Annotated in this window: 12 protein-coding genes; 3 read left to right on the top strand and 9 right to left on the bottom strand. The window is 45.3% G+C overall.

The features are described from left to right. Positions 1-73 precede the first annotated feature (73 nt). The 5 genes from QZW82_RS06725 to QZW82_RS06705 all read right to left on the bottom strand — a co-directional run bounded on the left by QZW82_RS06725 (position 74) and on the right by QZW82_RS06705 (position 6,596). Positions 74-1,906: an asparagine synthetase B family protein gene (locus QZW82_RS06725; protein WP_293146369.1), complete on the bottom strand. Its 1,833-nt coding sequence runs from the start codon at positions 1,904-1,906 to the stop codon at positions 74-76. Positions 1,907-2,001: 95 nt separating this feature from the next. Then, a complete protein-coding gene (locus tag QZW82_RS06720) occupies positions 2,002-2,625 on the bottom strand; it encodes a DUF3859 domain-containing protein (protein ID WP_293146367.1) in 624 nt (207 codons plus the stop codon). A gap of 205 nt (positions 2,626-2,830) precedes the next feature. Beyond that, a complete protein-coding gene (locus QZW82_RS06715; RefSeq protein WP_293146365.1) occupies positions 2,831-5,887 on the bottom strand; it encodes a tetratricopeptide repeat protein in 3,057 nt (1,018 codons plus the stop codon). Positions 5,888-6,015: 128 nt separating this feature from the next. Then, positions 6,016-6,318, bottom strand: coding sequence for a type II toxin-antitoxin system RelE/ParE family toxin (locus tag QZW82_RS06710; protein ID WP_293146363.1), 303 nt, complete (start codon positions 6,316-6,318; stop codon positions 6,016-6,018). Beyond that, on the bottom strand, positions 6,315-6,596 hold the full coding sequence (locus QZW82_RS06705) for a type II toxin-antitoxin system ParD family antitoxin (protein WP_293146361.1): 282 nt from the start codon (positions 6,594-6,596) through the stop codon (positions 6,315-6,317). Before QZW82_RS06705 ends, QZW82_RS06710 begins: the two co-directional genes overlap by 4 nt. A 251-nt stretch (positions 6,597-6,847) precedes the next feature. Here QZW82_RS06705 and QZW82_RS06700 point away from each other — a divergent pair, with 251 nt between their 5' ends. Then, a complete protein-coding gene (locus QZW82_RS06700; RefSeq protein WP_293146359.1) occupies positions 6,848-7,111 on the top strand; it encodes a hypothetical protein in 264 nt (87 codons plus the stop codon). 159 nt (positions 7,112-7,270) lie between these two features. On the opposite strand, the gene tsaB is transcribed toward QZW82_RS06700, so the two are convergent. From tsaB to QZW82_RS06685, 3 genes are all read right to left on the bottom strand, one after another. Beyond that, positions 7,271-8,062, bottom strand: a complete 792-nt coding sequence (gene tsaB, locus QZW82_RS06695) for a tRNA (adenosine(37)-N6)-threonylcarbamoyltransferase complex dimerization subunit type 1 TsaB (protein WP_293146357.1) — start codon at positions 8,060-8,062, stop codon at positions 7,271-7,273. A gap of 2 nt (positions 8,063-8,064) precedes the next feature. After that, entirely contained in the window at positions 8,065-9,774 is a 1,710-nt protein-coding gene (locus tag QZW82_RS06690; RefSeq protein ID WP_293146355.1) for a serine/threonine-protein kinase, read from the bottom strand. A gap of 269 nt (positions 9,775-10,043) precedes the next feature. Then, positions 10,044-10,292 (bottom strand): Ycf34 family protein, encoded by a 249-nt coding sequence (locus QZW82_RS06685; RefSeq protein WP_293146353.1) that lies wholly within the window; start codon positions 10,290-10,292, stop codon positions 10,044-10,046. Between the two features lie 108 nt (positions 10,293-10,400). On the opposite strand from QZW82_RS06685, the gene QZW82_RS06680 reads away from it, so the two are divergent. After that, positions 10,401-11,666 (top strand): CCA tRNA nucleotidyltransferase, encoded by a 1,266-nt coding sequence (locus QZW82_RS06680; RefSeq protein WP_293146350.1) that lies wholly within the window; start codon positions 10,401-10,403, stop codon positions 11,664-11,666. Positions 11,667-12,039: 373 nt separating this feature from the next. Here QZW82_RS06680 and QZW82_RS06675 read toward each other — a convergent pair whose 3' ends face one another. Further along, complete coding sequence (locus QZW82_RS06675) at positions 12,040-13,164, bottom strand: ankyrin repeat domain-containing protein (RefSeq protein WP_293146349.1); 1,125 nt, start codon at positions 13,162-13,164, stop codon at positions 12,040-12,042. Between the two features lie 557 nt (positions 13,165-13,721). Between QZW82_RS06675 and QZW82_RS06670 the strand changes: the two genes are divergently transcribed. Then, entirely contained in the window at positions 13,722-14,333 is a 612-nt protein-coding gene (locus QZW82_RS06670; protein ID WP_293146347.1) for a 2OG-Fe(II) oxygenase, read from the top strand. The last annotated feature ends 161 nt before the right edge of the window (positions 14,334-14,494 follow it).

The following is a 14,494-nucleotide window of genomic DNA, read 5'->3' as shown; positions in this document are numbered from 1 at the left end:
TTTTTTAACGAACCGCGAAGACGCAAAGAACGCGAAGTAAGAGAAGAGGAAGGATTCACAAAAAATGTTGCTTTTATTCTTGCCACCGCTGGCGGTAATTCCAAACCTGTCGAGGCAACCAAAACGGATGATTCCAAGATTTATTTTTCACATCCTCACCTAAAATTTGCGATCGCCAATTTTGCCACATCACCAACAGCCAAATCATTTCGCCAATGCGTCTGCCTTGAATTCCGGCTGCGAATTTGCCGGACATAATTTGAGCCGCTAAATCTGGTTTCCAGTGTTTCTCTGACAGTAACACGGCAGGATTCAACCAATCGCCCATGTCATGCCAAAATTCGTTAAAACACCACGAAGTTAAGGGCACGCCCATACCGCGCTTTTCCCGCCACACTATGTCCGCAGGTAGCCAATGTTCTACCGCCCGTTTGAGGATGTATTTCTCGCAAGCACCTCGCAAACACAGTTCTCCCGACAGTTGAAATGTCCAGTCTGTGAGGGCAAAATCGCAAAAGGGCGATCGTACTTTTAGACCAAAAGCCAAAGCCAAATTAGCAGCCCGCGGATGGATGTTCTGCGCGCCTTTCAGCATCAAACCCGCGCGGCGGAGGCGGTGCAGCAAAGACGCGCCCACAGAAGGATTAAGAGCCTCTAACAGCCAATCTTGAGGCTGCACATTCTGAATTTCCGTGTAAAATTCCGGCTGATAAACTTTAGATTCGTATCCCGACAGACGGTGAAAAGTTCGCAAGTATTGCAAGGCAAAAGTTTGGTCTTTGGCGGGATTTGCTGCTTGATAAACAGCCGCTGCAATCAGAGGTTTATTCGTCCAGCCCGCAAATAACTGATCGCCACCTTCGCCGTTAAAAACGATCGCACATTCTTGACTTGCAGCCTCATTTAACAGGTACAGCGGGACTGTCACTCCGTCACCAAAGGGCAAATCTAAAGCTTTCACCGCAGAATGCAAGGCTTGTTTAATCCGGCGCGGACTCGCATCTACCTTGACTAAGGGAATGTTCAGAAAGTAAGCAACTTGTTGAGCCCAAGGATATTCGGGAATTCCAGCATCGCCGAAGTCGAGAGTATAAGCGCGGACTTTGACTCCGGCTTTGATTAATAATGCTGCGACTACTGAGGAATCTAAACCGCCTGACAGAAATACTCCGACTGTTTCATTGCTATTGATGTCCGAAATTTGACGTTCAACGGCATCTTTAAGTAAGCTTTGCAATTGTGTTATTGCTTCTACTTCGTCTTGTATTTCTTCTGAACTTTCTCGCCATTCTAACAAGCGTTTTGATTTGGGTTCAAGAATGACACCCGTATCTCGATCGCACTCCCATGTCAATTCGGTTCCGGCGGGAACTGCGAACACATTTTCTACGGGAGTTAAGGGAGTTGGAACGTAGGAAAAACAGCTATACCCGTACAAGCCAGGAATGCTAATATCTGGTTTTTTGCAAATATTTAATAATAGTTGTATATTCGATGAGAACCAAATACTCTGCTCGATTTGCGTCCAGTAAAGTGTTACTCGCCCAAAGGGTTCTCGTCCCAAAATTAGGCAATTTTCGCGGACGTTTGCCCAGGCATCGGGTAATAGCAAGCCGTTGGTTGATGGATAGGTAGATAGTCCAGATGCTGAGAGGGCAGAGATCTGCCAAGTTTTAGCGCTTTTTTGGGTTGGCAAGTGCTGCGGGCGATCGCATTCGCTACTGGCAACATTCCAAATAGGGGGATTTGGGCTGTCTACTGTGGTAAAATTGGAGGAATTCTCAACTTTTGGAACAGGAATTTGTCTCCCAGATTGGTTGATAATTTTCGCCAGCAGCGATTCTAATTTCTGGCGAGAGTCGCAGCCCCAGTATCCGACAAATTGACGCGGTTTGGTGATTGTCATAGGAAAGATACTATGGGAATTAATTTTTTTTATTAACCGCAGAGAGCGCAGAGAACGCAGAGTGGGAGAAAGAAGAGAGTTTGTGTTATGTATGATTATTTGACTTGAAAGGATTTACTGCCGATCGCGCGATTTTCAAGAAACATTTTAACTTGCCAATTTCCGGTAGCAGCAGCAGTACCAATTTGGTGGCGGCATTGAGTATTCCAGATGGGTTTGTCGATTTCGCGAGTTTGATAGCGGTTTTGTTTGACAACTTGACCACTAGGATCGATCCAATCGCAGGATATCGATAGTTTTTTGCCTAATGGTGCATCTTTTAATGTAGTACGGTAAAAGATTTCGGGATTGTTTTGGCGGGAAATAACAGTCAAATTGCCGCCATCATCCTGCACGGAAGTTATGCGGTTTTGTTGCACCGAAATGCGATCGAGGGCTTGTTGACTTTGTTGGATGTAAAATCCGGTAATTGCGATCGCCCCTGCCACAGCCGCAGCCAATCCTCCTGCAATCCAACGATTTCGCTTCTGCTGTCGAGCCAACGCTTCGCGACGCTGCAACTGGATTAAAGCTTCATCTAGCAACTCTGGAGGCAAATTCAATTCCTGCAAAATTTCTTTGACTTCTGCAGAGTCAAGCTGAGTTTTTTGGAGGTTAGAAAGGCGTTCTACTTCACCTACTATTTGCGTTAGTTGAGTCTCAGTCAATCGATTTTCCATAAGTCGCAACCCAATAATAGTTTTTGATGCGGTTGATTTACCTGATCGCACCACTCGATCGTCATTGTAGGGCAGGCTGAACTTAAAGTCTATTCATAAATTTCACAACTTTGAACTCATAAAAGTCATATTGTAGGCGCGATCGACATTCCAGCTAAACTTAACAAGTTCATAACACACCTACAATCTCAAATCTCCTATTACTTCATTTCCACTCGCCCTGAAGGGTAAAAGCAGCCCAATAATAGGGAGACTTCCATGGTTCCTGCTGCATCATTTCCATCTGCGCCGCCCTCAAAGCTGCGGCAGGTGGTAACTTTTGTAGCAGCATTTTCTGATAAAATTTTTGCATCAATAAAGAAGTTCCTTCATCGTCCACATTCCACAAACTCACCGCTACCCGCTGCGCCCCCGCATACATGAAACCCCTTGTCAATCCCACCATTCCCTCACCTTGAATGTTCTGCCCCAATCCTGTCTGACAAGCACTTAAAACGACTAAATTTGCTGCCAGTTTCAAGTTGAAAATATCATTCAGTCGCAAGAAGCCATTTACAAGATTGCCCTTGTCATCCACCATCGACATCATAATTCCTGACAGTTCGGGATTTTTGCTATTGGCGATGCCGTGGGTGGCGAAGTGAACGATTTGATAATTGGCTAAACTGCGATCGGTAGCGGTAGTGCGACTGGCTGCAAAATCAAATTGTTGAGTTCTAGCAACTGAAGGTACTAAACTTAATATTATGTCGGCTTCTTTGCGCGTAAAAGGCAGGCGTGTGGGCGGCCATGCTAGATTGGAAGCGCGGCTGGATCGATTTAAACCGAGGTTATTTGATTCTAACTTTTCGGTCGTTGCTTGAGTAACTTTACCTTTGACTCTTTCATCATCTAGACTGAAAACCGGATCGGCTAAAATTGCTAAAGTTCGACTTGGCTGTTTTCTGTCCGCGTAATTTTGCCGGAGAATACCGAGAGTTGATGCGGAAGGCAAGGTAATAATTTCATGTCGGGCAATTAAGAAATTACTAGCATTTTGTTCTGCTGCCTGTGTCAGTGATAAAGCTGCAAAAGGAGTATAGTGCAGCACGCCGTCGGGAACAATTAATAGGCGTTTTTGTCCTAACTGCGCGGAGGCTGGCTGTAAAATTAACTCACTCAAAGCTGTACTTGCCTCGGCAACTCTTTTCGGTATCTCTCTGTAACGGCCGTCAGTTACAGTGTTTCGGAAATTCCGGGCTGCTGTTTCAATATCGGCGCGTTTGGGAAGTTCGTAGCTGGTGATTCCAGTAGCTGTCACAACCCACAAATAACTGCGGTCTTCGCCGAGGGAATATTGCAATAAAATAGTATTGTCATCAAGAATCTGTTTTTGGATTTCTGGCAGCGTTAAAGGTTGGGGTTGAGTGAGGGAAGCATAGCGGGGACTGGTGCTGCGAATTTGGGTTTGATTTTGCTGGTATTGTTGCAGTAATTCCAGGCGTTTTTTGTCGGTCGCTTCAACTAAATCTGCATTGGGATTGGGGCTGCTGATTAATTCGATGCGCCGTTTTTCTGTGGCGTCTAATTGCTGTTGCAAACTCTTTTCTTGTTGCAATAAATCGGGAGAAATGCCTTCGCGAATGTTGGCATTACTTTCTTGGAGGAGTTCTAGGAGGCTGCGGGCCCTCGAACGTTCACTGGCTTCTAGGGCTTTGGTATCGTAACCGAATTTAGGATTAGTTTTATGCAGTTGCATTAACAAATCGATGTAGAATTCGTAGTAGTTTTGTACTGTGGCAAAGTATGAGGTGCGAAGTTCTGGGCTGGTAATTTTGGTGCGGAGATTTTCGATTATTTGGATAGAAGATTCCATGTTATTGATGGCTTCGGGAAGATTTCCGAGAGTCCGTTTGAGAAAAGCTATACTGTAAAGGGTGAGAGCTTCTCCAGAGCGATCGCCTACTGCCCGACGCAGGAGAAGCGACTGACTGTAATATTTTAGTGCTTTCTGTTGTTCTTCTAATTGTAAGTAAACTACACCAATATTGTTGAGGGTAATAGCTTCCTGAAAGCGATTGCCGACGGCCCGACTCAGAGGTAGGGATTGGTTATAAGCTGCTAAAGCTTTTTGTGGTTCTCCCAAATTTGAGGAAAGTAAACCGATGTTGTTGAGGGTAATAGCTTCCTGCGAGCGATCGCCAACAGCCCGACTCAGAGGTAGGGATTGGTTATAAGCTGCTAAAGCTTTTTGTGGTTCTCCCAAATTTGAGTAAACTAAACCGATATTGTTGAGGGTAATAGCTTCCTGCGCTCGATCGCCAACGGCTCGACTCAGAGGTAGGGATTGGTTATAAGCTGCTAAAGCTTTTTGTGGTTCTCCCAAATTTGAGTAAACTAAACCGATGTTATTTAGGGTAATAGCTTCCTGCCCTCGATTGCCGACGGCCTGACTCAAAAATAGGGATTGATTATAAGCTGCTAAAGCTTTTTGTGGTTCTCCCAAATTTGAGTAAGCTAAACCGATGTTGCTGAGGATAATAGCTTCCTGAAAGCGATTGCCGATTTCCCGACTTAAGGGCAGAGATAGGTTATAAGCTGCTAAAGCTTTTTGTTGTTCTCCCAACTTTGAGTAAACTAAACCAATGTTGTTGAGGGTATTAGATTCTTGCAATCGATTGCCGGTGGCTTGACTCAGGGGAAGCGATCGATCGTAATATTCTAAAGCTTTTTGTTGTTCTCCCAAGTTTGAGTAAACTACACCGATGTTGTTGAGGGTAATAGCTTCCTGAAAGCGATCGCCAACGCCACGACTCAGAGGCAGGGATTGGTTATAAGCTGCTAAAGCTTTTTGTGGTTCTCCCAAATTTGAGTAAGCTAAACCGATGTTGTTGAGGGTAACAGCTTCCTGCGCTCGATCGCCAACGGCACGACTTAAGGGCAGGGAGCGATCGTAATATTCTAAAGCTTTTTGCGGTTCCCCTAAATCTGAGTAAACTAAACCGATGTTGCTGAGGGTAACAGCTTCTCCAGAACGATCGCCCGCTTCCCGAAACAATTTTAATGCTATTTCAAACTGGGCTAAAGCACTTTTTTTCGATTCTACCGTTCCTTGCTGGTAGAGCAGCCGTCCCTCTTTTAATGCTGAGTAGGCAGCATCAATACTGTTAGTTTGTGCTGTTTGTTCGACTTTGCCAACGGGCATCGCTGCTGCTGGCTGACTTAAATGAAGCGAAAGCGCGATCGACATTCCAGCTAAAATCAATTGAGCGCGATCGAACATAACCACCCCTTTTGTATTTTTTTCAATCTTAATAACTAGCGGGCTCGGTGTAAATGCAGGAAGAAGTCAGGGAGCAATATTTTTCTTAAATTGCCAAACTAAACCAATAGTGCGATCGAATCATTGTGTCACTCATCCTCATCATAAAATAGCGGCGGTAAATCCCGTTCTCCCCTCACCACCCTGATAATTTCAATTCCACTGTCTATCGCCCGATAAAGAATAATGTAACCCATGAGAGGAAGCCCCCGCACAGAAGCAGCTAGTTCCTCGTAACTACGACCCATATTAGGAAAGTTAATTAAATTGCGACACTTTCGATTGAACTCCCCAACAAACTTTTCTCCGGCTTCAATATTGGTAGCTGCAAAGTAATCAGAAATTTCATCTAAATCGCGACTAGCTTCTGGAGAAACAATGTAGCGACTCATATTTGATTCTCCCGCATTTTGCGAAATTTTTCCTGCAATTTTGCGATGACTATTTCTCCATCAATCCCTTCACCGCGATCGAGTTGAGCTATCCCTGTTGCTACTTTGGGGCGAGTTTCTTCAACCCATTTTTGATAGCTATTGCTTTTTTTTGTCTCGCTGTTTTCGGCTAATAGTTCTAATGCCGCTGCGATTACCTCCTCCGGTGAAGGATATCTGCCACTTGTAACTTGTGCTTCTATGAACTTTTCCTGATCGGGCTTGAGAGTAATTTTCATGGATTTTACCTCTGAGAACCTTTAACTATTATATCATTTCCACTCTCCTTGCAGCAGAAAAGCCGCCATATTATTGGGCGACATTCCAGCCAAAAACCATTGAGCGCGATCGAACATAAATACCCCTTTTGTATTTGCTTCGATCTTAGTCTTTAGCCCGCTTGGTGTAAAGGTAGGAAGAAGTGAGGGCGATCGACATTTTGCCGGAATTGCTAAACTGAACGAGTAGTGCGATCGAACTTTTGCCTAAAATGAGCAACAGCCTAATCGAATCCAATCCGATAAACACCCACTGGGATTGCCCTGAGTGCGAAGGCACAGGTACTGTCAACGGAGAAACTTGTCCCGAATGTCTCGGAGCAAAATATATTGATATTGATACACTAACTAGCTGGATGCTCGCTTTTATGGAATCTCGCGGCTGCAATCCTGATGAAATCGACCAATTGCGAACCGAAAACCCAGATCCGCTGACATTAACATTTTGCCTCGAACTTTGTATCGCCCTTAAATAAACAATGATATCAAGTCTGCTTAATTGCTTATAAATCATTTACGGGCATCGGGCAAAGAGGGCATCGGGCATAGTCCGAAAAAAAACGCACTCTACAAGTTGATTTAACTGAAACGAAATAATGCCCAATGCCCTATTCCCAATGCCCTATTCCCAATATTCATTGCCCCTGTACGGGATGTTGCCCGTAATAAGGCAAAGCATCCCACCAATCCGGGCGACTTCCTTGTTGCCACTCCAAATAAGCCAAATCCAACACGCCAGCAACCGACGAACCCAACTCGCTGCCAACTTCAATCAACTGATAGGAACTTCCCCAACTTGCCAACTTTTCCTGCCAAGATTCCGCCGTCATTACTGCATCAGAAAACAACTCTGTTACACCCCAATTACTGTTAACTGCATAAACAGCGCCAAATAATTGCCCCCGCTGTGCAGGCATTTGCAGCGCAATATCTTCTCTCAAAAGCCCCCCCGATTGTAGGGGGGGTTCTAATTCCAAAAGCCCCCCCGATTGTAGGGGGGGTTCTAATTCCAAAAGCCCCCCCGATTGTAGGGGGGGTTGGGGGGGTTCTAATTCCAAAAGCTCCCCCGTACCCGCCCTGGATTGGGGGTGCAACCAAGCAACAGCCGCCAAAGTTGAAATGGTAAAAACCGGAATATTCAACTGTTGAGCCAAAGTTCGCGCTGTCACCATACCCATGCGAGTCCCCGTAAAACCTCCGGGCCCCTTTGCCACTGCAATAAAAGCCAAATCTGCCCAAGTTTGTGGCGTGATAAACTCTACTAAATGCTGGTGTAAATCCGTTGCTAAACTGCGGCCCAAATTCCAAGTTTGGCAGCGATAATCGCCGGAAAAATTGCTGATTGCTAAACCTAATTCGGGTGTTGAGGTGTGCAACGCTAAGCCGTATTTTTTTACTAATGTTCCGTCTTGGGGATTGCTATTCACGATTACTGATAATTTTCCTTCACAAAAAACAGTGGCAATGCCACAACCAAGCAACCCAATAAAATGCCAAATATTCCCGTGTTTAAAATCCTGGAATTGCCCATGCCACCAGTTAGTAAAAACAGCACTACTAAACTTGCAAATAAATTCTTGTTCGCAAATTCTTTGTCTTGAGAAACTTGATGTTTGACAACCATAAAACCGGATGCAACTATGAGCGCGAACCAAGAATTAAAAATGACTATTTGAGAGCCAAATATAAACCAAACTAAAGCAAACATGAGCGAATCGAGCCAGAAATCCTGAGTTTTCAACTTCGGAAGCCAAAATTCTTGGGTAACAACTGGGGCGATTTTCTTGGCTAATTGATTGTGTTGCAGCCGCAGGAGTTTGTTTTTCAATTGAATTTTGGGATCGATTTGCAATACTTCCTTCCACTCGGGGACGCGAGAATTGTTGACTCTTCCCAACAGCTTAATGGCTGCGACTTTGTTTAACTGCAAAGCGGTGAGTTTGGTGGCAATTATTTGGGATAAGTGCGGATAGTAAACGGGATTGTCTTCGGTTCTGTTGATGACGATATTGAGCTTTTGCTTGGCTTGACTGATTTGGATTGTAACATTGTACGGGGCGATCGCCTCTTGTAAAGCTTCCTGAATTTCGGCTTGCTGTTCCCGACTGAAAAGCGCAGGTGCGGGCGCCAGTGCAGGCTTGGATTCTGCGCCTGTTTCCGGCGCATCCAACACGGGCTGCACGTCTAAATAGACCGGCTTGGGGTTCAACTGCCGGATGACTGCGGATGCTGAACTGTAGCGCCGGTTTGTGGCACTTTGGAGCATCGTATCGAGGATGCGGCCGAAATCGTCGCTAACAGCACTCTTCAAATAATTTCGCCAAGCCCAAGAATCCTCGGCGCTGTCGAACAAGTCGAAGGGAGGAATGTGAGTCAGCAAGTGAATGCAAGTAACACCCAAACTGTAGATATCGCTAGCAAAAACTGCTTTTCCCATCAATTGTTCTGGGGCTGTATAAGCAGCGCTGCCGATGATTGTACCAGTTTGTGGCAATCCGGTTGCTGTTACTTTCTTTGCTGCACCAAAGTCTACTAAAACGATATCTTTTTGGAAAGGAGAGGGTTGATAGGAATTTTCTAAGGCGGGTAAAGGGGCGGGAGATAGGCGGCGGCGAATGATATTTTCGGGCTTGATATCGCGGTGAATGACTTTGGATTTGTGGACAAAGTGGATCACTGGCAATAAATCGTTGAGGATTTGCCGAATTTGGGTTTCGGTGAATGCTCCTTTTTGTTCTAATTCTTGAGCTAAATTTTTGCCGTCTATAAATTCTTGTACTAAATATTGTCTTCCCTCTTGTTCAAAATGCGCGATTAATTCGGGAATTTGGGGATGTTTCCCCAAGGTTTCTAGCTGGGCTGCTTCTTGGTGAAATAGTTGAGAGGCTTTTTCGGCTGCGGTGTTGGGCGGTAAAGATTGCTTGATGACGCACTGTGCAAAATTCTGGGGTTTGGTTTCATCAACTGCTAGGAAAGTTCTGCCGAAGCCTCCTTGTGCGATCGCCCTTATGCTACGGTAGCGAGATGCTGATGGCGATTGTTCGTTAGCTAACAACAATTTTGAGCCGCAACTTTGGCACAATTCTGCATCACTTTGGTTCTGCGGATTGTGACAAGTTGGGTTTAAGCAATAGGACATTGGATTTTAGATTTTAGATTTTAGATTTTAGATTTAGGAATGGGGAATTGGGAATTGGGAATTGGGAATTGGGCATCGGGCATCGGACATCGGACATCGGGAATTGGAACTAAAAAATACCAACTGTTAACGAAGAGGGCGGGCACGGGGGCACCGCCCCTACCACAGGTCAAATGTCTACGGTCTACTAACAACTAATAACTAATAACTAACAACTGTCAACAGTCAACTGTCAACAGTCAACAGTCAACAGTCAACAGTCAACTGACTCAAGTTGGTACAAGTTCGCCGGGCCGCAATTTGGCCCATTTGCCGGTCTCTTGCTTAAAACTTTGACACCCGACTACATCCCATTCCATTTCTACTTCGTCTTGACGGGGGCGGATGTTGACGTTGATGGTGGGTTCTACGGGGTCGAAATCGGGTGTTTCGGTGAGGTGGATTTGTTCGTGCTGTCCTTCTACGGCGTGGTAGGTGAAGCAGCGGTCTACATAGTGGCAGTTAATACAAATACACATTCTTGATATCCTCTGTGCATTTCAAAAAGATTGGTGAATTTTGAGCTTTCTGTTAATCTAGCGTAGCAAGAGTTTTATTGTTTGTAAGGAAAGTAGATTTTTGTTGCGATGCCGATGAATTTGCCACCTGCGTTATCTCCTGAGACTTGGCCGTTCGATTTGGAACTGCTGACACCGCCTGTTTATTTGGTGGGCGGCGCGGTGCGGGATGCGCTGCTGGGCCGCCGATCGCACTATTTTGATTTGGATTTCGTTATGTTAGCACGGGCGGTGAAAACTGCTAGAAAAATTGCCGATCGCACGAAAGGCGGATTTGTGTTGTTGGATGCGGAACGACAGATTGCGCGGGTGGTGTTTGCGGGCGGTACGGTGGATTTTGCCCAGGCTTTTGGCGGGAGTCTGGAGGAGGATTTGCTGCGCCGGGATTTTCGGAGTAATGCTATCGCCTGCAATCCTTTTACCGGAGAAATCATCGATCCTTTGGACGGTCAAACTGATTTGCGGTTGGGTTTGCTGCGGATGATTTCGCGATCGAATTTAGAGGACGATCCGCTGAGGTTATTAAGAGCTTACCGCCAAGCAGCACAGTTGGGTTTTGCGATCGAACCGGAAACTTTGCAGGCGATTCGGGAATTGGCGCCGCTGTTGAGTCGGGTGGCGGTGGAACGGGTGCGGACAGAATTGGGTTATTTGTTGAGCAATAATAACGGTGTTCCTTGGATTTGTAAGGGTTGCGAAGATGGGTTATTTTCGATTTGGTTTGCAAGTGCGATCGACCGTTTCGATATTTTGACAAAAATCGACGCGTGTGCTGCTGAATTGGCGGCAATTTACCCGGAGTTGGGGAAAGAGTTTGGGCGATCGATTCGGGATACAATTAAAACGCCGTTGTTGGCGATCGGGAAGTTGGCTGTTTTGGCAAATTCCGACCCGACAATTGCTGAAACCGAGTTGCTGCGGTTGAAGTACAGCAATGCAGAGATTAAAAGTGCGATCGAGCTTTTGAAATATTTGCCACAACTTCAAGCACAACCGATTGCAGAAATGTCCTTACGAGAACAGTATTTCTTGTTTCGCGACGTGGGAATAGTATTTCCAATTTTAGCAGTTTTAGCCATGGCAGCGGGAATTGCGGTTGAGGAGATTGCACTGTTAATTAATCGCTATCTCGATGCCGGTGATATAGTCGCCCATCCCACACAATTAGTGAGCGGCAATGAGTTAATGGAATCTTTGAATATTCCCAGAAGTCCGCGCATCGGTCAATTGTTAATGGAGATTCAATTAGCGCGGGTGGAAGGGAGAATTGCGACTCGCGAAGATGCCCTGAAATTGGCGTCAGACTTTGTTGCGGTACAGCCAGATTTGATATAAATACAAATCCCTAAAATGTATAGCGGTTATCAGAAAGATTAGGTACGTTGTTGGGATGCGAGCCCTCTGACTGCCGCATACAAAATACGACTTTGAAACCTCGTTGACTCCTAAATTCGCCTCGGCAGATTAAAGATGAGGTATGAGGTACGTTGTTGGGCTTTAGCCCTCTGACTACCGCATACAAAATACGACTTTCATATCTCGTTTATTCCTAAATCCGCCTGGGCAGATGAAAATTTATTGAGAATATAGCCTTTCTCAAAAAGATGAGGTACGTCAGAGAGCTGGTATAACCGCTTAGACTAAGAGGGCTTAAGCCCAACAACATACCTCATCTTTCTGATAACCGCTATAGGTTTAAACCGCAGATTTATCTTTGAGCTCCGTGCTGTTGGAGTAACTTAACAATCTCCGGAGTGGATGATTTGTAAGCAATACTTAAGGCAGTTGCACCATTTTTATTTCGAGCGTTCACATCTGCACCCTTTGCAAGAAATAACTTCACTAAGGCAGGTTTTAATTGCGGAGAGATACCAGTATGGGGTTGCACAATTCTCATCAACAGAGTAGTATTATCGTAAGGATCTGGTTCGTTCACATCAGCACCGCGATCGATCAATAATTTTACAATCTCGATATTTCGATGGGAGACAGCGCTGTAAAGTAAACCTGATGGTACTTCAGCTTGATGATCGAGCAGTAATTCAATTATCTCTTGCTTCGTTTTTTCAGACTTAAACCTCTTGATTACAGAAAAAAAGGTGCTGTCATTCACCTTGGCGCCTCGCTCGATCAAGGCTTTCATTGCTTGAGAATTGCCCCTATCTGCTGCGATGTTGAGTGCTGTTTGTCCAGTATCGTGACGGGGGAGATCGATCGCCTCCATGTCTGCACCGCTGGCGATTAAAAGGTCGATCGCCCCGCTACCCCGTCCAGCAGCCGCCGCGTGCAGGGGCGTTTGTCCTGATTTGTCGAGAGCCCTTACATCCAATCCTTTTTGGAGAAACAACTGTACAATTGCCTGATTCGGGCCAAAAGCAGCCGCGTGTAACAGTGTTTGGTTTAAATAAGTCTTGAAATGGATATCTGCATTTTTTGCCAAGAGCTTTTCGACTGCTGCGCGATCGCCCGTGTAAGCAGCACTAAACAGCAAAATGTTGATATTATCTATTTTGGGCAATTTCCATTCATCTAACATATCCCCAATTCTCACCCGATCGCCCTGCCAGTGCACAGACACAAGTTGCACCATCTCCACACTTCTACTATTCAACTCTCTTCCAGCCGCATCGAACAGAAATACATCGCAGGGGGCATCGCTTCCTCCACCGGGCATAGAAAACAGCATTGGATATCTGAGAATCGCGATCGAATATTTGCCATCAGGACTAAATTCGGCCGTGCGAATACCCAATTTCATAATTTGTCCGGGGGCAACCGAGAGGATAATTAACAAGCCTAAAATACCAAGACAGCCAAAACGAAAGAAACGCATAATTTTCTTAAGGTAGCTTATGCGATCGACTATAGCAGTCCTAAATGACTCGTAAAGTTTTTTTACCCCACCCCAACCCTCCCCTTATTAAGGGGAGGGAGTAAGAAATTCACAAATGATTTAGGATTTCTATATAACTTTTAACCTATGTCAATCGATCGCACTTTGGGAATTAGCAAACAACAATCGCGTTTTGGACGATCGGCAAAATTTACTGCAAGCTAGAGTTGTAATAGTCGTTCTCGATCGACGATTTATATCAAATCCGTTAACATCGTCCTGTATTTATCTCTCTCTTCCCTTTCTCTGTATTCTCTGCGGTTAAATCATTCCGATCCAAGCGGAAACGATATTACATACAACAACTAATGCAAAAACCTCGATCCAGCAAAGTCCGGCCATTCCCGTTGGAGCTTGTGCTGATTGTTCCCTTCGTGTTACTATTAATTCGCAAAACTTCCGCATATCCTGCGCGAGGAACTAAGCTTTTCCCAAGTCTGAGCAATTGCTGCATTCCTATCCGCTGTTTCCGTTAAACTTTTAAACTTTGATGATTTTTGAGCGCCTTGAAATACTACAGCCAACATCCTAACGCTTTCTCGATCGACTATCTCAACGACTTACGAGGAGCAATTCTCGCCTCACCTTACTTTGCAACCAACAACCTCAACCGCGATTTCATCGGCACAAAAGGCTTTTCCGTGGTATTTGGGCGCGCTCAAATCGCCGAAGTCGAGCGCCGATTCCCGTTGTTCAAACCCTATCTAGACCAAGCATTACAGCCGGAATGCAACGCTTTTTACCTCAATCCCCTGCTTCTGGGCGAAGGTTCCCGCGTCGATCCGCATATCGATCGATCTTTGCGATCGTACTGCAAAACGGTTGAACCTCCCGCCGCCGTCAGCGTTTTGTACGTACAAGTTCCCCCAAATTTGCAAGGCGGAGAATTGATACTCCGGCGCAACAAACAGCAAGTCGGACAGATTAAGCCACAAGTCAATTCACTGATCTATTTTCAAGGAGATTTGACACACTCAGTCAACGCCGTAAAAAGTAGCGGGACTCGCTTAAGTTTGGTTTGCGAACAGTACAGTTTGAGCGCCACAGAATTACAAGATATTCCCGGATTTACAATCGAGTCGAGGGCGGCGAAAGCAAAAATCAAATGAGGTTTATCTAGTAAAATAATCAAAATGCTTGTAGGGGCCGGTTAACCAACAATCTCTGACTCAAACCAACAATCTCATAAACCCGCCCCCACCACACGACAAAATTCGATCGCGCGCAATTCAATAGAAGTTTATTTTATAATCTGATATCAGAGCCAGTG

This window comes from Microcoleus sp. bin48.metabat.b7b8b9.023, from assembly GCF_013299185.1.
GTDB lineage: Bacteria > Cyanobacteriota > Cyanobacteriia > Cyanobacteriales > Microcoleaceae > Microcoleus.
This window is presented reverse-complemented; position numbering and strand designations above follow the sequence as displayed.

What these genes read in the sequence shown, in the direction of transcription:
- QZW82_RS06725 (WP_293146369.1), bottom strand. Translation starts at nt 1,906, where the DNA reads ATGACAATCACCAAACCGCGTCAATTTGTCGGATACTGGGGCTGCGAC.
- QZW82_RS06720 (WP_293146367.1), bottom strand. Translation starts at nt 2,625, where the DNA reads ATGGAAAATCGATTGACTGAGACTCAACTAACGCAAATAGTAGGTGAA.
- QZW82_RS06715 (WP_293146365.1), bottom strand. Translation starts at nt 5,887, where the DNA reads ATGTTCGATCGCGCTCAATTGATTTTAGCTGGAATGTCGATCGCGCTT.
- QZW82_RS06710 (WP_293146363.1), bottom strand. Translation starts at nt 6,318, where the DNA reads ATGAGTCGCTACATTGTTTCTCCAGAAGCTAGTCGCGATTTAGATGAA.
- QZW82_RS06705 (WP_293146361.1), bottom strand. Translation starts at nt 6,596, where the DNA reads ATGAAAATTACTCTCAAGCCCGATCAGGAAAAGTTCATAGAAGCACAA.
- QZW82_RS06700 (WP_293146359.1), top strand. Translation starts at nt 6,848, where the DNA reads ATGAGCAACAGCCTAATCGAATCCAATCCGATAAACACCCACTGGGAT.
- QZW82_RS06690 (WP_293146355.1), bottom strand. Translation starts at nt 9,774, where the DNA reads ATGTCCTATTGCTTAAACCCAACTTGTCACAATCCGCAGAACCAAAGT.
- QZW82_RS06685 (WP_293146353.1), bottom strand. Translation starts at nt 10,292, where the DNA reads ATGTGTATTTGTATTAACTGCCACTATGTAGACCGCTGCTTCACCTAC.
- QZW82_RS06680 (WP_293146350.1), top strand. Translation starts at nt 10,401, where the DNA reads ATGCCGATGAATTTGCCACCTGCGTTATCTCCTGAGACTTGGCCGTTC.
- QZW82_RS06675 (WP_293146349.1), bottom strand. Translation starts at nt 13,164, where the DNA reads ATGCGTTTCTTTCGTTTTGGCTGTCTTGGTATTTTAGGCTTGTTAATT.